The sequence below is a fragment of the Paenibacillus terricola genome (assembly GCF_014779765.1).
Lineage (GTDB): Bacteria > Bacillota > Bacilli > Paenibacillales > Paenibacillaceae > Paenibacillus_T > Paenibacillus_T terricola.
In genome coordinates this window covers 110752-134214 of the sequence record NZ_JACXZA010000008.1, presented here as the reverse complement: position 1 = coordinate 134214, position 23463 = coordinate 110752, and the positions used below count along the sequence as shown (strand labels likewise).

Here is a 23463-nt window from a genome sequence, read left to right as displayed (position 1 = left end):
TTATGCTGAATTGTGAATTCGTGACCCGTCATGCATCTATCCCTTTAAGCCCGTTGTTGCGATTCCCTCGACGAAATGCTTCTGCGCGATAAAGAACAAAATAGTAGAAGGCACAACCGAAAGCAACGACATCGCGAGCAACCTGCCCCATTGGATTTCAAACTGATCCACGTACATGCGTAGAGCCAGACTGACCGTGAATTTGCTAACCGAATTCAAGTAGAGCACTTGTGCGAAGAAATCGTCCCAGCTCCATAAGAAAGTGAAAATGGCCACTGTCACTAATGAAGGCTTGATAAGGGGGAGAACAATTCGATAAAAAATACTGTATACGGACGCACCATCGATTTTCGCTGCTTCATCGAGTTCTCGCGGGATGCCCCTTATGAATTGGACAAGCAGGAAGATGAAGAAGGCGCCGCCCCCGAAGAAATGCGGAAGAATCAATGGAATGTAGCTGTCCATGAGATGCAGCTTATTGTAGAGAATATATTGTGGAACGATCGTCACTTGCCCCGGCAGCATCATCGTAAGCAGTAGAATCGAGAAGAACACGCCGCGGAACTTGAAGTTCAGACGGGCAAAACCATAAGCGACGATGGCGCTTGTAAGAACGCCGCCGAGCACGTTCCAGAACTCCATCATGAGCGTATTGCCGAAGAACCGTCCAAACGTGAACTCAGGAGAGAACTGCCAGCCCTTCGTGTAATTCTCCCAGATTGGCTTGGAAGGCCAGATGGAAGGCGAACTCATCTCGGCCGTCGTCTTAAGAGAAGCACCGATCCACCAGATGACCGGATACAGCATGAGAAGGGAGAACACAATCAGCAGGAGATGGCGGGTGACGGGACTCCGATTAAGCGATTTGATCACTTGTGCTTCCCTCCATCCGTCTCATAGAATACCCAGTATCGCGATACCATGAAGTTAATGACCGTCATTAGCGCGACAATAACAAGAAGAATCCAAGCGAGCGCGGATGCGTATCCCATCTGATAATGCTTGAATGCCTTATCGTAGAGGAACAACGCGTACATATACGTCGAGTTGATAGGACCACCTTGCGTAATAATGAATGCGGAGGTGAACATTTGGAAGGAACCGATAATGCCCAGCACCAGGTTGAAGAACATAACCGGCGACAGCATGGGCAACGTGATGTGGAAGAACTTCCGAATCCCCGTAGCGCCATCGACCGATGCCGATTCATAAAGCTCGTTAGGGATCTGCTTCAGACCCGCCAGGAAGATGACCATCGTAGAGCCGAACTGCCATGTATTAAGCAAAATGAGCGTTCCGAGCGAAGTGTGCGGATTCGTAATCCATCCGACGCCTTCGATCCCGAACCAGGCAAGCACATGGTTGAAATACCCGTTCAGATTGAACATATTGCGCCATAGGGCCGATACGGCAATGCTCCCGCCAATGAGAGAAGGAAAATAAATCGCTGTCCGGTACAGATTCATGCCCTTCACATTCTTGTTCAGCATGATCGCGACCATCAAGGAGAAGAACAGCTTGAGCGGAACGGAGAACAACACGAATATAAAGGTGACTTTCAGCGATGTGGTAAAATCAGTATCGTTCGTGAAAATGTTCTTGTAGTTGTCCATTCCCGTCCAGGTCGGAGCTTCGAGCAGCGAATACTCCGTAAAGGACAAGTAGAACGATTGGATGATCGGCCATACTGTGAGCAGCAAGAAGCCGATCAGCCATGGCGAAATGAAAATGTAGCCTGCCAGATTATCGTTTGAGCCTTTCAGCTTCTTCTTCGTCAAGCGCAGCTTGGCATCCGTCCGCTTGTTCACAACTGCTTCAGCATTCATCTCACGTTCATCCCCCCCTCACAGATTCTATAGAGCTAATCTTATTGAAATCGCTTACAGATGAACATGCGATAGAATTATGAAATGGTTTGTTTTTTTACACTCTTGATAGTCTCTTTAATAAGACATTTTGGGCGCACAAAAAGAGCTATGCAGCCGCAGCTGCATAGCTCTTCCTTCTCTATCTATTGAACCGCTATGACGTTCAGGCTCCCGATCGACGAGTTCTTCCGTTCCGCCGCAGCAGCCTCCATCAGCCCTTTGATATAGCCCACACCATAAAGTCGCCCAAGCGTTTCGTATCCGGGATTCGTATTATCTTCCCCTTCCATTGTTGGGACATGGTCGGGTCTCGCCGGTCCGTCGAATCCGACCTCATAATACACTTTCATCGCCTCGTACATATCGGTCTGGCCATCATCATGGAACGTCTCATGGAATTTGTCCGGCGTCCCGACAACATCGCGGAAATGCACGAAGAATAGCTTGTCCTGTCTCGCAAAATGGCGAATGACATCCGGAATATGTTCGCCTGCTGTCGCCAGCGTGCCTTGGCATAGCGTAATCCCGCTGTATTCGCTCGGCACAAGATCGATCGCGCGCTGCAGCGCCTCCGCATTTCGGAGAATGCGAGATACGCCACGGATCGGGCTAATAGGGGGATCGTCAGGATGCAACGCCAGCTTAACCTTCGCTTTCTCGGCAATCGGGACGATTCTCTCCAGGTAATATTGCAGATTGTCCCACAACTGATCTTCGGTAACGATGCCCGCTTCCGTAAGCGGCGCATTCTTTATCAGGGAATGGTCATAACTGGACACAAGCGCTCCGCCGCGGGTACGCGTCGTCGTCGACGTTCGGAACCAATTGAATTGCGCCATAAAGTTGTAGCATAGGACGGGAATGCCAAGCGCACCCATATTCGATATGAGCTGCCCCATCCATTCGATTTCTTCATCGCGGCCCGGCAGCCCGAGCTTGATCTTATTCGTCGGCGGGGCTGATTCGATAACAAGCAGCTCGATCCCATGATTCTCGTAGCGCTGCTTCATGTGGAGCAGATTCATATAATCCCAAGGCTTCATGACGTTCTCTTCTCTAGGCAGCGGACCAACGGCGTAGTCTACGCCCATCTGCTTCGCGAGATGCCATAACTGGTTCGGATGGGACGTGAAAAACTCGGCTAGCTTCATGAAGGAACACGCTCCTTATATTCTCGTTAATAACCCCCATTGCAATTGTATCTATCGTTAATTGGCGTCTCGGAATCCGCTCGGCGACAACCCGACCATCTTCTTGAAAATTTGACTGAAGTAACGAGAGTCGTTATAGCCAACTCGTTCAGCGACCTCATAGTTTTTCAGATGGGTTTGTTTGAGCAGTTTCTTGGCGTTGGAAATTCGTATACGGGTAAGATGCTCGATAAACGTGATGCCCATTTTCGATTTGAATAGAGAGCTTAAGTAGGCAGGCGTAATGAATACTTTATCGGCGACGTAATGAAGCGATGCCCGGTCATATTCTTCTTCCATTAAAGTGACCGCTTTTTTAATTAATTTGTGATCAAGGCAGTCTGAGGTGTAAGAGGTCCCCCCTAGTCCCTTGATCGATTGACATACGGCAGCTTTCAATTCTTCCAGCGTGCGCAGCTGCATGAACGCCGTAATATCAGGAGTACTGCATAGATGAGGCTGGCCTAATGCGGATTTGACCCGAAGCTGCAAGCTGACCAGAAGCTGTAACGTTACGTCAACGACTTTGGAGACCGGCAAAGGGCCGTTTCGCGTTAACGATTCGTAGAAGCGTTCCACCGCTTTCTTGGTTGTTGCACATTCGGTGATGGAGTCGCTAGTTAGAAGATGCAGAAGCTCATCCTCCATCGCTAGAGGATATTCAGTGTCATTCGCGTACTCGGTCATACTGCTGAAGTATATCGGCTGTGATTGATTAAGGTAGAATCGATGTTTCAATGCGAGGACAGCTTGCTCGTAACTATGATGCAGATCCGATAGATGCGGATAAGGGTTGCTAATGCCAAGCGAGATCAATGGAGGGCTGGGGCTGTGTTCATGGCTAAAATGGCTAATGATGCTGCTGTACAAATCCGTAATTAATTCGCGGTCATCCCATGAGAAAATAACGCCGACATGCCCCTTGTCATCTGGAAGGATTGCGGTATTGCCAGGTGCATGACGGTTAATAATGGCATACAGTTCATCGACCGCATGTCTTCGAGACCATAAATCCACCTCCGCGGTAATGACGCTGAACAAAGCCAGCGCAGGGTAAACGTAATACGCGTGATGCCCGTTCTCTTCTAGGTGTCTCTTCATATCTCCGGTGGCATAGCTTCTGCCGGGGAGCAGATCGTTCAGCGTTCGGACACGAACCATTGCCCCTTGCATCATAATCGACACTCCTCTCTAGAGAAAGGATAAATAACGAATGACGACTCCCGTGCTATTCTCCGGTGTAATTCTTATAGAAATCCAAACCTCTTATCAGATTCTCTTCCGTACGATCGACGTCACCTGATTTGATAAGCTCCAATATTTCGGAATGGGAATCAGGAATCGAGTAGCCGGGGTGATCCTGGTTAGTGATTGAGATAAAGCGCATAATCTTCGTCTTGATACTGTTCCAAATGTCGTATAGCAGTGCGTTCCCGCTCCGCAAATAGAAGTAACCGTGAAAGAGCATATCCAACTCGACGAGCCGGTACGGGTCCTCTTTATCAATCGCTTCCCTCATCCCGGCAATGACGCCCTCAAGGTAAGCGATATCCTTGGCCTCCAACACTTTCATCGTGGCGCGAAGAGCATTGCCTTCGACCAGTTGACGCAGCTCGTAGATGTCTCGTATTTCCTGGGCTGTAATCTCGGAAACGGCTGACCCTTTATTCATCCTGCCGACAATGAGACCTTCCTGCTTCAGCCTCTCGAGCGCTTCTCTGACAGGCGCCTGACTGACGCTGAATTGTTTGGCGATATCCAGAACGATCATGCGGTGTCCGGGCAGCAGTTCACCCTTCATAATCTGTCTCTTCAAGGTGATATAGACATGCTCGCTTAGAGAGATTGGACTTGGCGCTGAACTTGCTGTTTCGATGGACACGTGCTCTCACCACCTTGTGATATGGAAGTTTTGGTATGGATTATCGATAATCGATAATTCGATGCTAGTCGCTTGTAACAGGAATGTCAAGATGAAAATTAATCGCTTACATTTCGCTTCATCGACCATGAGAAAACCTCTATCGAGGCAATTCAGGGATGAGCGACCGCGCGTAGAGATAGGTTTTATCGCCAATATGAATTTGTTCTTCCAGGAAGCTTGGAAGATTCAAAATTCATATGTGGTTAAAAAACAAACAAAATCGTAATTTTACAGCATCGCATTTCGCTTCGAACGCTCGGTAAGATGGTCATGTAACGAGAAACTATTGACCGTAGGAAATCCATCATTCATGAGGGGGTGTACACGGTTTGCCTAGGAAAGTAGTGTTCATCGCGGATGCCGATAGCTGGTCCGGCGAAGGTCTAATCGCACGATTTAGCGCTGGCGGTTCGGATCTGATTCTGAACAGTTCGCAAGAAGTCAAGGAATGGGAAGACGTCATCCTCTTCTGCCGAGCCGCTGGCTCCAAGGTACTCATTACCCACGCTGATCTATGCAGCAGCCACGACTTAACGACTATGCTGGATCAGGCCGAGAAGCTGCTTGGCCCCGTCGACGTCATGATTCACAATTGCAGCTTAATTAGACCTGCCCGTGTCGAAAGCTGCGTTGAATCGGAATTTGTCGAGATCATGCAGCGAAATGCCAAGTCTGCCTTCTTCTGCACCCAGACGTTCGGCAGACGAATGACGGATAGAGGCAGCGGCAGCATGATCTTCGTCAGCTCCATTCACAACGAGAAGCCAACAGGAATGTCCTTCGCTTATAGCGCCTCGCAAGGCGCAGTGAAGATGCTGGCGCATGAAGCGGCGCTATTCCTCGGCCGGGCTGGCATCCGCGTCAATGTGATTGAGATGGGCCCCGTCGAAGGCTCAGACGTTTCATTTCAAAGTGATATTACGGGACTTTATAACGATTACCGGTACAAGATCCCTGGCACGAAGCTCGGAACGGCCAATGATCTAGCCGATCTTGCCTACTTCTTAGCCGGGGAGGAATCTGGCTATCTCAACGGGGCCGATATTCGCCTGGACGGCGGCTTCCTGCTGCATTATATGGATCATCGCATGAACAAGCCCACCGAGGGGGAGACGCGATCGCAATGAACCAGAGCTTGATAGGAAAATCGGCACTCGTCACCGGTGCAGGTACGGGCATCGGCAAAGGCGTTGCCATCGAGCTTGCGAGGCGTGGCGTGAAGGTTGCCATTCACTATAACTCGAGCGATGCCGGGGCTAGAGACACGCAGCAGCGCATCGAGGAGTTCAGCGGAGCGTGTATGATCGTGCAGGCGGATGTCGCTGAACGGGAGCAGATCGTCCGCATGGTCGATACAGTCGCAGCTGAGCTTGGCGGCATCGACATTTTGGTTAACAATGCCGCACTGCAGCTTAACATCCAATGGTTCGAATATACCGAGGAACAATTCGACCGCGTTATGAACATCAATCTGAAGGGGTACTGGCAGTGCATGCAGGCGGTTATCCCTTATATGAAAGAGCGGAACGCCGGCCGGATTATTAACATCTCCTCTGTCCACGGCAAACGACCGACCGACTTCGACGCTGTATACTGCATGTCCAAAGGCGGCATAAAGATGCTCGGCAGAGAAAGCGCCCTTGAACTCGCGCGTTATGGCATTACGGTCAATACGATTGCGCCTGGCGCTATCGACGTCGGCAAATTCAAGGCATCCCACCGAGAGCCTAACCGCAAGAAATTCCCGCTTGGACGCGTCGGACTGCCTGCGGACGTTGCTTCGCTAGTCTGTTACATCGCCTCAGGCGAAACCTCGTTCATGACAGGGTCTACGATCCGCTTGGATGGTGGAGGCATGTTGATGTAACCGGATTTGAGATAACCAAATGACCTTATCCAATACTATAGTCCGCAAAGGAGCACTGCCCGTGAATCAAGTAGAAAACTTTGAAAGCACGCTAGCCTATGTCAACACCAACTCCAAACCTTCGGAGCTTCGCATTACCGACATTCGATTTGCCGATATTGCAGGCGCACCTATGCACTGCAGCTTGATCAAAGTGTTCACGAATCAAGGCATCATTGGTTTCGGCGAAGTGCGCGACGGCGCCGACAAACAGTTCGCCCTTCAGCTCAAGAGCAGACTTCTAGGCGAGAATCCGTGCAATATCGACAAGCTGTTCCGCAGAATTAAGCAATTCGGCGGACACGCTCGTCAAGGCGGCGGCGTGAGCGGCATTGAGATCGCCCTATGGGATATTGCAGGCAAAGCCTACGGCATGCCCATCTATCAGATGCTTGGCGGCAAATTCCGTGATCGAATCCGCATGTATTGCGACACCGACGTTGACGGTAAAGATACGGGGTTGGCAATGGGATTGGCGTTGCAGAAAAGGATGGAGAAGGGCTTCACCTTCCTTAAGATGGATCTAGGCATCAATCAAATCATTCATGAACCGGGAACCTTGAGTGCCCCGCTTGGTTTTCTCGAGGAAATGAAAGCATTGTCCAAGTCTTGGTATTCACGCAAGCATTCGAACTTCACGGAACAAGAGCTTAGAGAGATTCGCAACCGCCACTACGATATCTATAACATCGCGCATCCGTTTACGGGCATCCATGTTACCGAGAAAGGTCTCGACATGCTGGAACAATATGTCGCCGACGTTCGCTCAGTCATCGGCTATGAGGTCCCTCTCGCGGTAGATCATTTTGGACATATCGGCTTACAAGATTGCATCAAGCTGGGCCGTCGAATCGACAAATACAATCTGGCTTGGATGGAAGACATGATCCCGTGGCAGTACACGAAGCAATATGCGCAGCTCGCAAGCAGCGTAACGACTCCGATCTGCACTGGTGAAGACATCTATCTCAAAGAGAACTTCAGACCTCTGTTGGAATCCGGAGGCGTATCCGTCATCCATCCCGACGTGCTGACGACCGGCGGCATTCTGGAGACGAAGAAAATCGGCGACATGGCCCAGGAATACGGAGTCGCGATGGCCATCCATATGGCAGAGAGCCCGATCGCCTGCTTGGCAGCCGTACATGCCGCAGCCGCCACGGAGAACTTCCTGGCTCTCGAATACCATTCCGTCGATGTGGATTGGTGGGACGATCTGATTGTCAGCAAGCTGCCAAAACCGTTGGTCCAGAACGGATTTATCCAAGTGCCAGATGCGCCAGGCCTTGGCATTGAAGCGCTTAACGACGAGGTTATCGCGCAGCATCTGCATCCGCAAATTCCTGGGCTGTGGCTCCCAACCGACGATTGGAACGATTATTGGTCTAATGACCGACTTTGGAGCTGAGCGGTAAGTGGTACGAAGGATCAGATCTATATAAATATAAAGCGAGGTGCCCATAATGAAGTTTAATAATGCGGAAGATACAGTTCAGCTTTCCCCATTGTGGCAAGGCGAGCGTTTCCCGGACGGACGTCCCAAAGTGCCTTCCAGCGTACTCGCGCGACTAGGCAGGATCACGCTGGAGGAAGCATGGGGACCACTCTGGTCGAGAGGCTATCACTATCAATTCGAAGGCGAGTTCAAGATCATTCATCCGAACAAAGTGATGGTCGGCCGCGCGGTTACGGCTGTTATGGTGCCTAAGCGTCCCGATCTGCATGAGACACTGCTGAATTACGGTCATGAGCAAGAGGGCCGTAGAGGATTTTTCAACCAATGGGTAATCGATTCGCTGGAGGAAGAAGACGTCGTCGTCATCGATATGTTCGATAAAATCTATCAAGGCACCTATGTAGGAGGCAACCTGTCTACGGCTATATCTACTCGTACGAAGACTGGCGGCGCTGTTATTTGGGGCGGCATCCGGGATAATCAGCAAATTGCGCAGATCGAGAACATTAATGTTTACTATCGCGGCAGCGACCCGACGGCGATCGGCGACGTTACGATGGTCGGCATGAACGTTCCCGCTCGCATCGGCCGAGCCATTTGCCTTCCGGGCGATGTCGTGCTAGGCACGCCAGCTGGTGTCATCTTCATTCCCGCCCACTTGGCGGAGCTGACAGCAACCCATGCGGAGAAATCACAAGTGCGCGACGTGTTTGGCTTCGCCCGCTTGAACAGCCAGACGTATACGACCGCGCAAATCGATGCAGCCTGGACGACGGCCATGTGGGACGATTTCTTGCAGTGGTTCGACACCGACCATGCAGCTGCGCCTTATCGGCATTTGACTTGGGAGCACGAGCTGGACGAAGCGCGCCGCAACGAGAACAGCGGTCCCTCCAGCGATGTCCGATTATGAGAAAACAGAAATCGTGGCTAATAAGATCAAAACGCCCGTTACAGGTTGCCAGTCTATCATTCCAAATGATATAAAGGACTTGGATGCTATAAAGTGGTAAAAGGAGCTGCAACGATGGACAAAGCGACATTAGGCCGTACCGGATTGCAAGTCACCAAACTGAGTTACGGCGCCATGGAAATTCGCGGCCCGCGCGTATGGAGCGGAAGACCGCTCGAAGATGCAGACGCGGATCGCATCTTGAATGCGGTGCTCGACTCAGGCATCAACCTGATCGACACCTCTTACGATTATGGCCGGAGCGAAGAATTCATTGGTCGCTTCATCAGCCACCGCCGAGATGAATTCATTCTGGCGACGAAGTGCGGCTGCTGCGTTACCGACCGCGGCGATCATGACGAGACGTCCCATATCTGGACACGTGATAATTTGCTTCATAATATCGATACAAGTTTGCAGCGTATGAAAACCGACTATATCGACGTATGGCAGCTGCATGGACCAACACCGCAGCAAGCCGAAGAAGGTGCGCTGGTCGACGTGCTGAAGGAAATTCAGGCAACCGGCAAAGTCCGTTACATCGGCGTATCCTCTTACCTACCGAACCTTCCACCCTTCGTGGATTGGGGAACTTTCGATACGTTCCAACTGCCCTACTCCGCGGTCGAACGCGAACACGAGGACTGGATAACGAAAGCCGCTGGTACCGGGGCCGGCATCATCGTTCGCGGCGGCGTTGGCCAAGGCGAACCGGGTATCGGACGCGGTTCTGAGGATCGTTGGAGCGCATGGGAGCAAGCGAAGCTGGACGATCTGCTAGCGCATGGCGAGAACCGGACTGGATTCCTGTTGCGCTTCACATTGTCCCACCCTTCCATGACAACGACGATCGTTGGCACCAAGAATCCTGTTCATCTCGTGGAGAATCTCCGTTATGCAGAATTGGGCCCGCTGCCGAAAGATGTGTACGAGGAAGCCAAGAAGCGCCTAGATGCGATAGGGCGGACGCCGGTTGGGGTTGTATAAAAGAATGCTTCCTTAAAAAGGGTTGAGACGCTCTTGATTCGAGCGATCTCAACCCTTCTCTATTTCATCGATTATTTAAATCGTTCGTTTAATATTACTCCAACGCCTCAAGCATGCGCTCAAGCAGCGCAACACCAGCGATCTCAGCCGCTTTCGCCTCATGCAGCAGCGTCAAAGCGCGTTGAGCCTGCTCGTTGCTATTCGGGTCTCCGCCTTGAGGGAATGGGAACATGTCCCGCATTTCGACTAAGCGCTCGGCAATTTCGCCATACTGCTCTGCCGCCTCCTTAGCGAGCATTCGCAAACGGTCATCCTGCAGAGTCTCCCCTTCCCAATTAAGCGATAGCTCAAGCAGAAACTCGGCTGCAAATGCCCGTGTGTCCCACACTTTACCAGAGTTTACGGCGTTACCGAACGGGTCGACGGTCCGTTTCGTGAACGCTTCGATCCAAGCATCATAAGCGTCTAAACCGACACGATGACTCTCGTCCTCCACCTCAACATACTTCGCATGGGTCGCGGCCATCTGAAGCGCACCTTTCAACATCGTGCGCTTATCGACAGGGTGAGATCCCGTTATCGTCAACACGTACATTTCCGTTACTTCGCCACGGCCAAGCTTCTCATATGGAAGATCTCCGTCTTTACGTACATCGCGGCAGCGAAGCACCTTGTTCTCGTCATCGTAACCATAGATTAATCCCCACTCCGGAATGAATAGATCCCAACTAAGCGCAGGGACGCCTCGGTCCAAGCTTGTCTGGATAGAAGCAATTGCCTCTTCCAGTTCTTCCGGCGTAGGCGGGATATGGCTCGGTCTGCCTAGTGTCTGCACCATGAACCCGAGATTGTTAAGCTGCTGTGCGTGATATAACGGCCAATTGAATGCGGAATAGCTGCCTACTTCGACAGCCTCTCGGTCAATAATAATGCGGAACGCATGGGCTGTGTACCCCATTACATCGATCAGCGACATGCCTGCTTTGTTCGTGTATTGAATCATGCTGTGGATGGCGGACGTATCCGTATTCTTGCTCCAAGTAAAATCGTCTCTTGTTCTTGTCGTCATCGTCTCAATCCTCCCAAACCGGAACAAATAAAGGCGGCGCCAGCAGCACTTTTCCCGGTTTCCCCATTTGTCGACGTTGCTGCACATACATGCTGATGTGGACACGAATGCGTTCCTGCTGCATCTTGCTCCGTGCCCTGGAAATGCTGTTATACACGTTCGCAACCGCGGTATCCAATAGTGCGGCGATTTCTTGCGGAGGCAGCTGCTCAAAAAAATAAGCTTCGAATATCCGCTTCTCCCTTGGGCTTAAACATTGCAGCAGACTGCGGATGCCGTCGATCAGCTCCTTGCGCATGAAGGCGGCAGACGGATCTTGCATCTGTCTCGCAGAATCAAGTGCCGAGCGGCTTAGCTGGAACAATATGCGGTCGATATCTTGCCAATCATCGGCGCCGATAGCCGGCTGCCTAGCGCCTTCAAGACTGGTGAACGGCTGCTCCCTTCGATGCGGGCCGCCCCGGCGCACCTTCATGTACGCCTCGTTGCGTATGATTTTGGCCAGCCATGGTGAGAACCGAGCAGCATCAACTAGCGAACCAAGATGGAGAAATGCACGAATCAGCGCATCTTGGACGATATCTTCGGCCAAGTGATGGTCCTGAGTAAGCGAGCGCGCGATTCCTAATGCCTTGGAACGGTGCCTGCGTACTAACTCGCCGAACGCATCGGGATCCCCCGTCCTTGCTTTTTCAACTAAATCCTTCTCGTTCGCCGGCTCGGGACCGCGATTTTCCGACGATAAGTCAGTAGCGCTTATGTACAGCCCCTTATGAATCGTCTGCAACCCCCTCACTCCTTCCATGCCCCATCTTATTGATGCCATCGGCTGATGTAATCTATCGAGGGATTCAAAATAGAATTAAAAAAATTTCAGCCTAGAAGTGTTGGGAAATTACTAGAATCAAACGTATTCATGTTCTGTGGAAGTTAAGAAGGAGTTTCAAGTATTCTGCAAGCAACACAATTGCAGGAATCGTCACAGGAGATAAAGAAAAATTAAAGATATCGCTTCCCATGTATTTAAACTTCCCCTCCTCTCTAAGAGTGGAAGGAAGACTTCTGAGATGAAAGGATAAGATGAATGAACATTTATCTTGAAGAAGTGACAATCAATGAGGAACACATCTTGCTGAACCTATTCGAGTACTATGATTACGAATTTAGTCCGTATTTGAACTTCGAGGTTAATCAAGATGGCTTATTCAGGAAGGCTCCAGTTCATAAGTACTTATCTGATGAAAAATATAATGCTTACTTTATCAAGTCTGAAGAGACGCTGTTAGGCTTCGTTATTGTGACAATGACTAATAATGAACTTAATAAATCAGCGTTTGAGATGGAACAGTTTTTTGTTCTAAAGAAATATAGCGGCAAAGGTGTAGGGAAACAAGCGGCAATGATAATTTTTGATCGACACAGGGGTGATTGGAAAGTAACGCAAGTCGAACGTAACTATCCCGCTCAGGCCTTCTGGCGGAGTGTCATAAAAACTTATACAAGCAACTCGTATAGTGAGACATATGATGAAAAGCGAAGATCCATCCAGGAATTTAATAACGCTTAAATTTGAAAAATAGCTCAAACACCGCCTTGATAAATGGCGGTGTTTATTCATATAGTTCCCCAGGCAATTGGAACGATTTATAGTTCTTGTTGATTTCTCACACCGTACTAAGCCGAAGTTCATAGAAGTACTGCACGCTCGGATGCTTCATCTTCACGCTCTCTCTCATGTTCTGGATCCTCTTCTTCCCGACACGCCTATCCACCAAAGCAAGAATATTAAGGATGATATCCTTGCTCTCTAAGCTTTCCTCTATGGAAGAGGCGAGAAACTTAGTCGCTGCAGCCGTAAAGTTGGATTTACTTAATGAGGTTTGCGCGGACAAAATCTCTTTGGCGAGTACAGTCATCTTTCTCCCGCGTGCTATGACGACCAGGCGATCCTCCGGAACCAGCCCCTTGGTATCTTGCCTGATTGCTTCAATTTCTTCCTCACTGATAGCAATTTCAATAGCGGGATCATTCTTAATCTCCAGATCGGACTGATACCATCTGATGGATGTCGTTGCATCATTCATATTGAGTACGTTCTTCTTATCTACGGCAATATAACATTGACCTGGTTTATCAGGTAAATAACGATAGCTGGTTGCACGGTATTCAAACTTTCCAATTAACGCAGGGCTAAGGAAACTCTCCAGTTGCTGCTTCAATTTACTCCAAGACAAAATGTAATCCTCCGATGTTCGATAGTAATACCCATCATACTATAAGGAGTTTCACATTTAAAAGGAAAAAGCTTACCGTCGCGATGGACGATAAGCTTAAAATGACCTGTTCTTCATTGGGATGCAAACCGCCGCATCAAGTAAGTGTTCGTCTCTCGAGAGTCCACTGCTGTCGAACGGCTTCTACCGCAGCCAAAGCAACCGTATCCTGCACAATATCGCCAGGCTTATTGCCTTTGCCAATGATGTAGCCCGCATAGTTGGTTCCGGTGTACCCGAATATATGCTGGAATTGTTGGATTAGCGGTATTCCTTTGAGATGAGGCTCATCGTCTCCAACAGCTAGCACCCAAGCTGACTTTGCACGCAAGGCAGCAAGAAATGGCTCCTTATTCTCGCGCAGCGACTGTGACCACCGATCAATGAACGTCTTCGTAAGACCCGACGGCCCATACCAATAGATCGGCGTCGTGAATACGAGCACGTCTTGAGCCAATACCCGCTCCAGAACGTTACGGTAGTCATCGTCCGGATACGGCCTTTTCTCGGAATGGCGATAATCGACAATCGGCTCGATCCGATAATCAGCCAAATAAATATGGTCTGCCTCGAACCCCTCTACCAGTAAGCGGGCTAATTGATCCGTATTACCGTTCTTGCGGGAGCTTCCATGTATAACTGCAATCCCCATTCTCACGTCACCTCTCGATGAAATAAAGAGCATGAAGACGAAAAGCTAGACTACCTCCGCTTCCGCCTCCTGCTTCCGATAAACGATGTTCAAGCCATCAACCAACGTTCGAGCAATCGTCCGCGCTTCTTCCGGCGTATCGGCTGCTGCGATAACATACCCCAGACGGTCATCGGAGCTTGCAGCTACCTTAATCCGATCACCTGGGGACACGGTTAGCAGGCTGCGAACAACCCCGGCTTTCCCTTCAATTTGCTCAAATCCGTCAAGCCGCTCGAATATCCCGTCGCGTTCAGCCGTCACATAAGCAATGGAGGCGGCGCGATGATGCTTCTTATCAATCGATACGGGCTGACCCAAATAATAATTCACTGTCGCTTCGAATATATTCACGCCAAACGCCTGTACGAGCAAATCGGATGAAATGTTGTCGCCTCCCGGTCTGCCGTTCACCTCGATAATGCGAGGACCGTCTGAGGACAACCGGATCTCTACATGGCTTGGGCCATTCGCAATGCCGATCGCCTGAAGCGCGGCAATAGCTGTTCGAATGATATCCCCTTCCTGTTCTACGTAAGACGGCGTAGGCAGTGTATGCTGTACTTCAACGAAATACGGGAGCGGCGATGTGATCTTCTCCGTAACGGCTGAGAAAACCGCTTCACCTTCTTGAAGGAACAGCTCTACGCTAAACTCAGGTCCGTCGATATATTCCTCGATCAAATAATCATTGCGTACTTGAAAATCCAAATAGGAAACCTTAAACTGTGCGATTTGGCTGAACGCTTGCTGAAGCTCCAACCCGCTGTGAATAAAATAAACATGTTGACTGCTTGCGGCGTTGGTCGGCTTAAGTACGACTGGATAGCCGATTTCGTTAGCTGCAAGCTCTGCTTCCTCGTACGTCTTTACTTTATGATACTTCGCGCCCGGCACTTGATGCCTTGCATAAGCTTCCCTGGCGAGATCTTTGTTCCGGGAACGCAAAGCGGCTTCATAAGGAACGCCGCGAAGGCCAAGCCGCTCCGCCACCCTCGCCGTCAGATGCGAAGCATAATCCGTAGCTGGAATAAGCGCATCCAGCCGATTGGCGTAAGGAGAAGCCGCGATTGCTTCGTAGATGGACTCCTCATCACGGATGTCGGCAACAAGGAGATCATGATAGATGCCTTCGTAGCCGTATTTGCGTGGATTATCCGCAGAAGACACAATGGCGATTACCTGATGACCTTGTTCGAATGCGGCTCTGGCGAAGCTTACGCCATAAAAACTTGGCTCGACAAAAGCTACCGTTTTGACCGTTACAGACATTTCATCATCCTCCTTATATTCCTATTCCAACTCATAATCGTTCAGGCTTCCAGCGTTACCTTATCCGCTCGTCTGCTGTTCAACGCGAAATACAGCACAAGCCCGACGAACATGAGACCGCTCATGCAAATAAATCCGGCGCCTGGCGTATAAGCGTCGATTAATGTCCCCAGTCCCGTAGCGGCAAAAGTTTGCAGCAGCAAGGAGATTGCCATCCAAACCGACGTCGCCCGTCCCATATACGACTTGGAGACCGACTCCATCAACGCCGTCGTCATCAAGACGCGCAGGGAGGAATTCGTCAAGCCAATCAGCACGCTGCCGATATACAGCAGTACAATTGTTTTGTTGAAGGATACCGCCGCCAGATTGAGCACAGCGACCGCAAACAACAAGACGATCGTACCGTTCTGCGATAGTTTTCTAGCCAATGGAGCTGCAATAAAACCGGATATCAGCCCTCCAACTCCGTAGAACATGTCCGACAGTCCGAACACGACCGAATCGCCGTTCACTGCACGGCTTACATAGCCCGGGAGCACAACGTTAAAGATCATCGTGGACACAAGCGGAATAATGGAAATGACGCCGAGCAGAAAAAGAAATGGCCGATCCGCCAAATAGCGGATACCGTCTTTGAAATTGTGCAAATAGCTTTCCTCGCGATTCTCGGCATGAACCGGAGTAAACCGGATTTTACCAAGAAAGAGACTGCTTGCAATAAAGGCAATGGCATTCAGAAGAAGAATTGTTTCGAAGCCAACATATTTGTAGAGGACGCCTGATAGCGCGCCCGCCGAGAACATGCCGACCTGCAAGCTAATCTCGATTAAAGAATTACCGTGGATAAGCTCGTTCTCCGGCAGCATCTCCTGCAGCAAGCTGCGCGAAGCGGTAATATACAACGCCCATCCCATGCCGTTCAAGATAGCAAAGGCGTACACATACTCCACCCGGAATCCTGTCCACAGAAACCCGCCGAGAATCAACAGCAGCGCTGCGGCCCGAACGATATTCGCCCATAAAATAATCGTCTTCCGGTTCCACTTGTCGATGAACGTTCCGGCAAAGGTTGAGATCAGAAAGCCAGCGATGACATTGAGCGAAAGCATCAGCCCTACTGCGGATATCGATCCCGTCTTATCCATCAGATACCAGTTAGCTCCGATCGTGCTCATCCCTACTCCGAAGCCGGATACGATATCCGCGATGAAATAATTACGGAAGTCCTTGAGCTTAAGAACGCGAAAGATCATCGGAACCTCCTGCAATCTCGCGAATTTGCTGCTGCAGCGGTTCGAGTCCGAAGCCCAAATAGGATAGCACCTCGGCGTGCGTTCCTCCGTATATCGGCCAGCGCTCGCCGCAATGATGGGAATAAACCTCATGCTTCGGAAGCAGCAGCGCGAGATAAGATGCGGTACTTCCCGTAGCGCGGTGTTCTTCAACAACAAGCAAACGGTCGGACAAGCGGCTTAGCTGCTCGATGGAATCCTTTAAACTGACAGGATCAACGTAGCAAAGATGAGCATGCACGATCGAGTCGTCGTTCCTCACGATTTCGCGGCAGAGCTCTGTCGCTTGTTCGCCGACTGAGAGGAGGCATAACCGCGGGTGGATACCCGCTCTGCCGCCTTCGACCAGAATATCGCGGCAACTGCCGCCTTCCTCGCGGGGGATGCTCTCGAATACGTCGTTACGGGACAGCCGAATGTAATACGGCTCTTCCGATTCCGCAGCTTCCCGTATGACTCGCCTCGTCTCTTCTTCTCCGTGCGGGCAAGCAATACGGATATTCTGAAACGATTGAACGACGGCAATATCCTCCAATGCATGATGCGTCGTGCCGAACCATCCGCCTGACACTCCGCCATAAGCGGCAACTACCTTGACGTTCTTGCCCATATACCCCATCGCTAGCTTCATGCTCTCGGATGCACGAAGAGCAGCAAACGAAGCGAATGTGGAGAAGAACGGTACGTAACCCGCTTCCGCCAACCCAGCGGCTATATCGATGCCTGCGAGCTCCGCGATCCCGACATTCACGAATCGATCGGGATGACGCTGCTGAAACGGATGATTTTTCCCACCCAAATCAGCCTCCATACAGATGATTCCGCTATGAATAGCAGCCAGATCGGCAAGCTCCTCCTTGTAGGCATCCCTCCCTGACAACGTCAACGCAATCCCGCCTTCCATCGCTCAGCAAGCTTCTGCGGAATTTTGGCATAATGCGCCTCTGCTTTTCCTTCGATTGCCGCCACTCCCTTCCCTTTGACCGTTGCCGCTAGAACGGCTACCGGCTTCTCTGGGTCTGGCACCACCGCACCCACAATCTCTTCTAAGCTGTGGCCGTCAATCTCGCGGACGAGGAAGCCAAATGCCTCAAATCGCTGACGCAAGTTGCGGATCGGCGAGATGTCGGCGATATACCCGTCATTCTGTCCGCCGTTGCAGTCGACAATATAAATGAAGTTCGCAAGCGACTGCGCTTGCGCGATTTGCGCCGTCTCCCAGCACAGACCTTCCTGCAGTTCACCGTCTCCGCTGATTGCGAGCCCAATGCCGGGCGATCCTTTCAGCTTCTGGGCAAGCGCCCACCCGGCAGCGTACGGAATGCCATGTCCCAAGCTCCCCGTCGCAAAAGGAATGCCAGGCAGTTTATGATTCGGATGCCCGGTGAATAGGGATCCTTCTTGCCCGTAGCTGTCCGCCGGATTGTCCGCAAGGATGCCGTTCACATATAGAGCGGCGTAGAGGGCTGCAGCGGCATGCCCCTTGCTGAGCACGATAACGGAATCCGGATCGCTGCCGTAAACGGCATACGCTCCAATAAGCAAATCAATAACGGATAAGCTGCCCCCGATGTGGCAGCCCACTGGCGATGCCGCCATGTCGATAATAAGACGCCTAGCCAACTTCGCTTTCTCTGCCAGCTGCGAGAGTTCGTCTTCGGATTGTCTAAGAAGAGATATCGTCTGCACCGCTTACACCCCCGTTCGAATCCGGAACCATTCCGATACCGCTTCTCTTAGTATCACGCGGGCTGATGCCGATTCCTTAAAGCTCAAATACTCCTCGTTCGTATGATCCCGACTGGAATCGCCCGGTCCGTATGCAACCATCGGTACGCCTCTCCACGTCGTCGCCAGCGTATTCATATCGCTGGTTCCCTTTTTCTTGAGATATCGGATCGATCGCTGCTGCTTCGCAAAACTTCGGATGAAGGACTTGACCAAATCGTCCGATCGCGGATTCGCAAATCCCGGCGTAGCCCGAAGCACTTCAACGGTTACGCCTTCATTGAACGCCAGCGGGACGCTGCTGGCATAATCGCTGCCAGCCTCCGGCGATATTCGGAAATTGAGTATGCCGACCGCCGTCAAATAGCCCTCTTCATGGCTGTGCTGAATATCGATAAGCGAGGACAACGAATGCGGATCAATTGCCAGCACTCGTTGACGAATCACCGATACCACCTGATACAGCTCGTCGGCGACGCTTACCGTATCCTTAGCCGCCGTATGCTCCTGCGCCCGTCGAATCGTAATCCGCAGCTTGAACAGGCCGTAATAACCAAGCGTTAAGCTGTCGTCTCCGCTGGGTTCGCCGATAATAACGGCATCCGCTGCGTAATGGTCGCGAACATAGAACGCACCCTTCGAAGAGGATATTTCCTCTTCGACCGCCCCGATAACGAGCAGCGTTCCTTGTTCAGGCACTTCAACGTCTTCAAGCATATGAACAAAGTTGACAAAGCTTCCTTTGGCATCAACGACGCCTCTTCCTGTGAGGCCTTCGTTGTCCGAACGGACTAGCCACACATGAGGAACGGTATCGATATGCCCAAGCAAAAGCAGCGTATGAGGCCCGTTTCCTTTGCGGAATACGATATTGCCTGCCTCGTCAATCTTGCCAGCCACAGAAGGAATACGAACGTTTTCCAACAAGAAACGGGCAAGCTCATGCTCATCCTCCGACACGGAAGGAATTCGAGCAACCTTGTTTAGCAGGTCAAACGCTTCCGGACCCCTCTTGCCGCTCCAGAACCTTGTTCGTCCGCCTTTCTCCAACGTATGCGCCCCTGTAATTTGAACGTCGCCGACGCCTTCCCGAATAGCCAGCTGAGCAGCGCGAACCTTCTGCTTCATTCGGCCTTGAACCGATTGGATCACATCGTCTTCATACACATCGGCAATCGTTGAATGCGGATCGGCAATATCGCTTAACAGTCCCTCCGTTCCCGTAACAAAGCGCAAATGATGCGCCTTCAAATCGACGGCCAGATGCGCGGCTAGCACATCGGCGTCGATATTAATGTAGGAGCGAAGCTCCGGATCCCAAATCGGCGGAGTAAGCGTCACGACATCAAAGGCGTTCAGAGCGGATTGGAGGAAGGCTGTATGGCTGCCAGTAAATTGTCCGAAATAAGAGTCACGGACGATAACCGGCTTGTGATCGCGAATAGCCTTAATCGGCTTGGCTTTCTGCCCGTACACCAACCCTTGGTCTCCGCCCAACTGTGCGTACACACGCAGCCCTCGCCCATTCAGCTGTTGATGAATAACGCTCAGGATGTTCTCGTGATAAGCATCGCGAATGATGGGAAGCTCCTCTGGCGAGCAGTAACGTACCTCGTCACCAGAGGCTAGCGTCAGGAATGGCATCGGTCGCGATATTGCCTCATATTTCCGGCGTATCGCCTCCGCCCCGCCTGCAACGATCAACACTCGGCTGCCTCGCCTCGCTATGCGTTCAATCTCGGCGAATACTTCGGGGTGATTCACGATTGTGCTGCTGCCCAGCTTAATTACATATAAACTGCCGCTGCTCATTAAGGCCACGCTCCTTCCCCTTCGAACAGCAAACCTTCTTCTTCTGGAAAGCCGAAATAAAGATTTGCCGCCTGAATCGCTTGTCCAGCAGCCCCTTTGATCAAATTATCGATTGTAGCAAGCGAAACGCAGCTGCGTCCTACCACGTAAGCGCCAATCTCCGCATAGTTTGTTCCTACAACCGTCTTGATCATGGGAGATGAGCTGCCCGAATTGAAATAATGAAGGAACGGCTTGGACGAATAAGCGCTATAGAACGCCTTTTTCACATCAACAGCGCTCACCTGCTCCTTTAAGGTCGTATACGACGTCGCCATGATTCCTCTTGGCAAATCCAAGCTAAACACGGAAAACTGTAATTGAACCGTCCGATCAAGGTGGAGCTGCAGCGCATACTCGATTTCCGGTCGATGACGATGCCCATGAAGCTTGAAGGCTCTGAAGTTGTTGGCGCGTTCCGCATGATGCTCGGACGTCGATTTGCCGCCACCGCTTGAACCCGTCTTGGCGTCAGTTACAACCTTCGCTTCAATCAGGTCATGAGCCACGAGCGGATAGAGCGTATAAATCGACGCGACCGCCATGCAGCCCGGCAAGTTGACGACCTTCGCCGAGCGGTCTACTTCACTAAACTCCGGTATAAAATAATGTTTGTTCTCTTCGAATGCATGTTTGAGCGTCTTCGGATAATGTTCGTTTAATAAGGTAGGATCGGAGAGACGATAATCGCCGCTCACATTGAAAATGTATTGCGCATGCTCCGCCACTTGATGGATAATTTCCGGTAATGCTCCCGTAGGCAAGCAAGAAAAGATAGCATCATAATGGCCGTCAAGCTCCGCCAGCTTGCTGAATTTGAGCGCGCTTGGCTTTTTCTTATGAACGGAACCAATAAAGTATTTATCAACCGGGTAGCCCGCTCTCGATTCGGAAGAGATGAACGCCACTTCGAATTGAGGATGCCTGCTGAGCAGCCTGTACAGCTCGGCGCCAGTGAACCCGCTGCCGCCGAGAATGGCTGTTCTGATTCGGCCTGGGGATGCGTTCGCACTCATCCTAATCTGGCATCCCTTTCATAAGGAGATTTCAGCTCGCCGCCGCCTCGCTCGACAAGCTCACGTATAATATGCGGGTTCGCATCGATTTTCTTGAACGCCAGCGCGTAAGCTTGGATGCGCTCATATTCAATCGGCGTTCGAAGCTCGCGGCAGATCGTTAAGGAATTGCGCAGCATGTTTAACGTCACAGGGAATCGATTGACGTCATAACCGAAATCTTTACGGTCCGACAGCGTGAAAGGATACCCGTTGCCGAAGCCTTTCCGATTCTGGAATGGGAGATGCCCCGGAATCGGCACGTTCTGCCATTCCCTAGCGTAGACGCCTTCAAGCTGAATGAGCTGCTGAATCGCGTCCTTCACTCGGAAATCCTCCAGATCGTCCAGTCCCAGTCGCTCCGGCGACAGCTTCACCCGGTACATGTTGTAGCTATGCTTATAGCCGCCCGGCACATGCGGGCCGCTGAATAGCTTCGTCTCCGCCAATGCTTTCGTCAAGTAAGCTGCATTGCGCGCGCGAATCGCATCGTAATAGGGAAGGCGATCTAATTGGCTGAGACCAAAGGCTGCCGCAATCCACGACATTCGGTAATCAATACCGGATGTGTTCAGGAAATCGAGCGCCCGTTTATAATCTTCTTTCTCTTTGAAGAAAGCGATGCCGCCTTCTCCGCCTACTGGGAAGTTTTTGTCCGCCATTAAGCTTTGTCCGGCACTATCCCCGATCGAACCTGCCAACCGGCCATGAATCGAGGCCGAATGCGCGTGGGAGGCATCTTCAACCAAACGAAGCGAATATTGATTGGCGATTCCGCTTAAAGCAGGCAGATCTGCCGGAAGTCCGTGTACATGGACAGGCATAATTGCCTTTGTCTTTCGCGTAATGGCATCTTCAACCTTCGAAGGATCCAAGCAGTACGTAACAGGGTCGATATCGACGAAGATCGGAATCGCCTTGGCTGCCACTACCGCCTGCGCGGTAGCGATGAATGTAAACGCAGGCACGATTACCTCATCGCCCGGCTGGACGCCCGCCCCGACTAACGCCAGGTGCAGACTAGAGGTTCCGGAGGCCGTTGCGATCGCATAATTGGCACCCACATATTGACGGTATGCCTCCTGAAATTCTTCCACCACCTTGTCTCCATCCTGTTGGATGGAGACAAGCATTTGAATGACATCTTCCTTCGTAATGATCGGGAAGTTCGTCTTTCTTACATCTTCAGGCAGAACAGCGGGTCCCCCTTGATAAGCAAGCGGAGCCTGTATCCATTCGTCCGATGGCAAATCAAGCGGTTTGCGGATAAAGTCTGTTTTCATCCGTTCGAATTCCTCCTTAGTAGAGCAATTTTCACGCATGCCGCAACAAGCGGGCTCAGTCTATAGTTGAACTGCGCAGCCGGCTGCAGCTCAGGCTCGCTCTCTTCCTGCGTCCACATCGTTTGCAAATCGAAGGCGCCGAATATTTTGAGCCGCTCCGCTTTTTTCCAGATGTTCTCGTCATTAGCGGCGATCGACGCTGCCGGCCCGAAGCCTAACCCTGTAAAGTCGATCACAAGTACCTGCGCCCTGCCTACAGCACCGGCAATTAGCCGTTCCAACTGGTCAATGTTGCCCCAATTAACGGAGATGGACGTATAAGCAGCATTCACATGCGGATCAGAGGAGGTGAGCACTCCCAGCCACTGCACGAATTTGTTCTCCTGTTCACTCGGATGATCAAGCCGCGCGGAAGAACCATAGCCCAGATCCTGCCCCCACAATGCACCGTGTATAGCGCCTGTAAAGCTGTTGAATAAGGATACATATTTCAGTCCTGTCAGTTTAGCGATGCTTTTCTCCAAGCCCTTCAATTCGTGGTCGTTTTTCTCGATGCTCATAATAACGCCGGAGTTTAAAACTCTAGAAAGCACAAAGGATAACGAAAAATAATCTTCCTTCCGGATCACGTCTTCAGGTTTGGTCAGCACACCGCTCATTTAC

General features: G+C 51.1%; 23 protein-coding genes. 6 read left to right on the top strand and 17 right to left on the bottom strand.

Annotated elements, in window-relative coordinates; translation table 11 throughout:
- Positions 1–36: 36 nt before the first annotated feature.
- The 5 genes from H8B09_RS26330 to H8B09_RS26310 all read right to left on the bottom strand — a co-directional run bounded on the left by H8B09_RS26330 (position 37) and on the right by H8B09_RS26310 (position 4940).
- Positions 37–807, bottom strand: a complete 771-nt coding sequence (locus H8B09_RS26330) for a carbohydrate ABC transporter permease (protein WP_224754055.1) — start codon at positions 805–807, stop codon at positions 37–39.
- Positions 808–869: 62 nt separating this feature from the next.
- Positions 870–1826, bottom strand: coding sequence for a carbohydrate ABC transporter permease (locus H8B09_RS26325; RefSeq protein ID WP_191206579.1), 957 nt, complete (start codon positions 1824–1826; stop codon positions 870–872).
- A 185-nt stretch (positions 1827–2011) separates the two neighbouring features.
- Positions 2012–3019, bottom strand: coding sequence for a mannonate dehydratase (locus H8B09_RS26320; protein ID WP_191206578.1), 1008 nt, complete (start codon positions 3017–3019; stop codon positions 2012–2014).
- 57 nt (positions 3020–3076) lie between these two features.
- Entirely contained in the window at positions 3077–4234 is a 1158-nt protein-coding gene (locus tag H8B09_RS26315) for a helix-turn-helix domain-containing protein (protein ID WP_191206577.1), read from the bottom strand.
- 52 nt (positions 4235–4286) lie between these two features.
- Positions 4287–4940, bottom strand: coding sequence for a GntR family transcriptional regulator (locus H8B09_RS26310; protein WP_191206576.1), 654 nt, complete (start codon positions 4938–4940; stop codon positions 4287–4289).
- A gap of 371 nt (positions 4941–5311) precedes the next feature.
- On the opposite strand from H8B09_RS26310, the gene H8B09_RS26305 reads away from it, so the two are divergent.
- From H8B09_RS26305 to H8B09_RS26285, 5 genes are all read left to right on the top strand, one after another.
- Entirely contained in the window at positions 5312–6109 is a 798-nt protein-coding gene (locus H8B09_RS26305) for an SDR family NAD(P)-dependent oxidoreductase (protein ID WP_191206575.1), read from the top strand.
- Positions 6106–6849, top strand: coding sequence for an SDR family NAD(P)-dependent oxidoreductase (locus H8B09_RS26300; protein ID WP_191206574.1), 744 nt, complete (start codon positions 6106–6108; stop codon positions 6847–6849). Before H8B09_RS26305 ends, H8B09_RS26300 begins: the two co-directional genes overlap by 4 nt.
- A gap of 61 nt (positions 6850–6910) precedes the next feature.
- Positions 6911–8296 carry a mandelate racemase/muconate lactonizing enzyme family protein gene (locus tag H8B09_RS26295; protein ID WP_191206573.1) on the top strand — a complete coding sequence of 462 codons (1386 nt, stop codon included), beginning with the start codon at positions 6911–6913 and terminating at the stop codon, positions 8294–8296.
- 55 nt (positions 8297–8351) lie between these two features.
- Positions 8352–9257 (top strand): RraA family protein, encoded by a 906-nt coding sequence (locus tag H8B09_RS26290; protein WP_191206572.1) that lies wholly within the window; start codon positions 8352–8354, stop codon positions 9255–9257.
- 114 nt (positions 9258–9371) lie between these two features.
- On the top strand, positions 9372–10283 hold the full coding sequence (locus H8B09_RS26285; RefSeq protein ID WP_191206571.1) for an aldo/keto reductase: 912 nt from the start codon (positions 9372–9374) through the stop codon (positions 10281–10283).
- 94 nt (positions 10284–10377) lie between these two features.
- On the opposite strand, the gene H8B09_RS26280 is transcribed toward H8B09_RS26285, so the two are convergent.
- Both H8B09_RS26280 and H8B09_RS26275 read right to left on the bottom strand, forming a co-directional pair.
- Positions 10378–11352, bottom strand: a complete 975-nt coding sequence (locus tag H8B09_RS26280) for a hypothetical protein (protein WP_191206570.1) — start codon at positions 11350–11352, stop codon at positions 10378–10380.
- 4 nt (positions 11353–11356) lie between these two features.
- Complete coding sequence (locus H8B09_RS26275; RefSeq protein ID WP_191206569.1) at positions 11357–12139, bottom strand: RNA polymerase sigma factor; 783 nt, start codon at positions 12137–12139, stop codon at positions 11357–11359.
- Between the two features lie 297 nt (positions 12140–12436).
- Between H8B09_RS26275 and H8B09_RS26270 the strand changes: the two genes are divergently transcribed.
- The gene (locus H8B09_RS26270) at positions 12437–12919 is read left to right on the top strand and encodes a GNAT family N-acetyltransferase (RefSeq protein ID WP_191206568.1); all 483 of its coding nucleotides are present in this window, start codon (positions 12437–12439) and stop codon (positions 12917–12919) included.
- A 97-nt stretch (positions 12920–13016) separates the two neighbouring features.
- Here the strand turns inward: H8B09_RS26270 and H8B09_RS26265 are convergent, their stop codons facing one another.
- From H8B09_RS26265 to H8B09_RS26220, 10 genes are all read right to left on the bottom strand, one after another.
- Positions 13017–13586 carry an SF0329 family protein gene (locus H8B09_RS26265; protein WP_191206567.1) on the bottom strand — a complete coding sequence of 190 codons (570 nt, stop codon included), beginning with the start codon at positions 13584–13586 and terminating at the stop codon, positions 13017–13019.
- Positions 13587–13722: 136 nt separating this feature from the next.
- The gene (locus H8B09_RS26260; RefSeq protein ID WP_191206566.1) at positions 13723–14277 is read right to left on the bottom strand and encodes a flavodoxin family protein; all 555 of its coding nucleotides are present in this window, start codon (positions 14275–14277) and stop codon (positions 13723–13725) included.
- Between the two features lie 45 nt (positions 14278–14322).
- Positions 14323–15588, bottom strand: coding sequence for an ATP-grasp domain-containing protein (locus H8B09_RS26255; protein ID WP_191206565.1), 1266 nt, complete (start codon positions 15586–15588; stop codon positions 14323–14325).
- A gap of 41 nt (positions 15589–15629) precedes the next feature.
- The gene (locus tag H8B09_RS26250; RefSeq protein ID WP_191206564.1) at positions 15630–16844 is read right to left on the bottom strand and encodes an MFS transporter; all 1215 of its coding nucleotides are present in this window, start codon (positions 16842–16844) and stop codon (positions 15630–15632) included.
- A complete protein-coding gene (locus tag H8B09_RS26245; RefSeq protein ID WP_191206563.1) occupies positions 16825–17787 on the bottom strand; it encodes a transketolase family protein in 963 nt (320 codons plus the stop codon). Before H8B09_RS26245 ends, H8B09_RS26250 begins: the two co-directional genes overlap by 20 nt.
- Positions 17766–18572: a thiamine pyrophosphate-binding protein gene (locus H8B09_RS26240; RefSeq protein ID WP_191206562.1), complete on the bottom strand. Its 807-nt coding sequence runs from the start codon at positions 18570–18572 to the stop codon at positions 17766–17768. Before H8B09_RS26240 ends, H8B09_RS26245 begins: the two co-directional genes overlap by 22 nt.
- A gap of 3 nt (positions 18573–18575) precedes the next feature.
- Complete coding sequence (locus H8B09_RS26235) at positions 18576–20423, bottom strand: M20/M25/M40 family metallo-hydrolase (RefSeq protein ID WP_191206561.1); 1848 nt, start codon at positions 20421–20423, stop codon at positions 18576–18578.
- Positions 20423–21478: an N-acetyl-gamma-glutamyl-phosphate reductase gene (argC, locus tag H8B09_RS26230; RefSeq protein WP_191206560.1), complete on the bottom strand. Its 1056-nt coding sequence runs from the start codon at positions 21476–21478 to the stop codon at positions 20423–20425. Before argC ends, H8B09_RS26235 begins: the two co-directional genes overlap by 1 nt.
- Complete coding sequence (locus H8B09_RS26225) at positions 21475–22800, bottom strand: DegT/DnrJ/EryC1/StrS aminotransferase family protein (protein ID WP_191206559.1); 1326 nt, start codon at positions 22798–22800, stop codon at positions 21475–21477. The genes argC and H8B09_RS26225 overlap by 4 nt, the downstream gene beginning before the upstream one ends.
- The gene (locus tag H8B09_RS26220; RefSeq protein WP_191206558.1) at positions 22797–23459 is read right to left on the bottom strand and encodes a degT/DnrJ/EryC1/StrS aminotransferase; all 663 of its coding nucleotides are present in this window, start codon (positions 23457–23459) and stop codon (positions 22797–22799) included. The genes H8B09_RS26225 and H8B09_RS26220 overlap by 4 nt, the downstream gene beginning before the upstream one ends.
- Positions 23460–23463: the final 4 nt, after the last annotated feature.

Bases quoted from the DNA above. Each gene is read 5' to 3' on its own strand.
- H8B09_RS26330 (WP_224754055.1), bottom strand. From the start codon at position 807: ATGCTGTATCCGGTCATCTGGTGGATCGGTGCTTCTCTTAAGACGACG.
- H8B09_RS26325 (WP_191206579.1), bottom strand. From the start codon at position 1,826: ATGAATGCTGAAGCAGTTGTGAACAAGCGGACGGATGCCAAGCTGCGC.
- H8B09_RS26320 (WP_191206578.1), bottom strand. From the start codon at position 3,019: ATGAAGCTAGCCGAGTTTTTCACGTCCCATCCGAACCAGTTATGGCAT.
- H8B09_RS26315 (WP_191206577.1), bottom strand. From the start codon at position 4,234: ATGATGCAAGGGGCAATGGTTCGTGTCCGAACGCTGAACGATCTGCTC.
- H8B09_RS26300 (WP_191206574.1), top strand. From the start codon at position 6,106: ATGAACCAGAGCTTGATAGGAAAATCGGCACTCGTCACCGGTGCAGGT.
- H8B09_RS26290 (WP_191206572.1), top strand. From the start codon at position 8,352: ATGAAGTTTAATAATGCGGAAGATACAGTTCAGCTTTCCCCATTGTGG.
- H8B09_RS26285 (WP_191206571.1), top strand. From the start codon at position 9,372: ATGGACAAAGCGACATTAGGCCGTACCGGATTGCAAGTCACCAAACTG.
- H8B09_RS26280 (WP_191206570.1), bottom strand. From the start codon at position 11,352: ATGACGACAAGAACAAGAGACGATTTTACTTGGAGCAAGAATACGGAT.
- H8B09_RS26270 (WP_191206568.1), top strand. From the start codon at position 12,437: ATGAACATTTATCTTGAAGAAGTGACAATCAATGAGGAACACATCTTG.
- H8B09_RS26260 (WP_191206566.1), bottom strand. From the start codon at position 14,277: ATGGGGATTGCAGTTATACATGGAAGCTCCCGCAAGAACGGTAATACG.
- H8B09_RS26255 (WP_191206565.1), bottom strand. From the start codon at position 15,588: ATGTCTGTAACGGTCAAAACGGTAGCTTTTGTCGAGCCAAGTTTTTAT.
- H8B09_RS26250 (WP_191206564.1), bottom strand. From the start codon at position 16,844: ATGATCTTTCGCGTTCTTAAGCTCAAGGACTTCCGTAATTATTTCATC.
- H8B09_RS26245 (WP_191206563.1), bottom strand. From the start codon at position 17,787: ATGGAAGGCGGGATTGCGTTGACGTTGTCAGGGAGGGATGCCTACAAG.
- H8B09_RS26235 (WP_191206561.1), bottom strand. From the start codon at position 20,423: ATGAGCAGCGGCAGTTTATATGTAATTAAGCTGGGCAGCAGCACAATC.
- argC (WP_191206560.1), bottom strand. From the start codon at position 21,478: ATGAGTGCGAACGCATCCCCAGGCCGAATCAGAACAGCCATTCTCGGC.
- H8B09_RS26225 (WP_191206559.1), bottom strand. From the start codon at position 22,800: ATGAAAACAGACTTTATCCGCAAACCGCTTGATTTGCCATCGGACGAA.
- H8B09_RS26220 (WP_191206558.1), bottom strand. From the start codon at position 23,459: ATGAGCGGTGTGCTGACCAAACCTGAAGACGTGATCCGGAAGGAAGAT.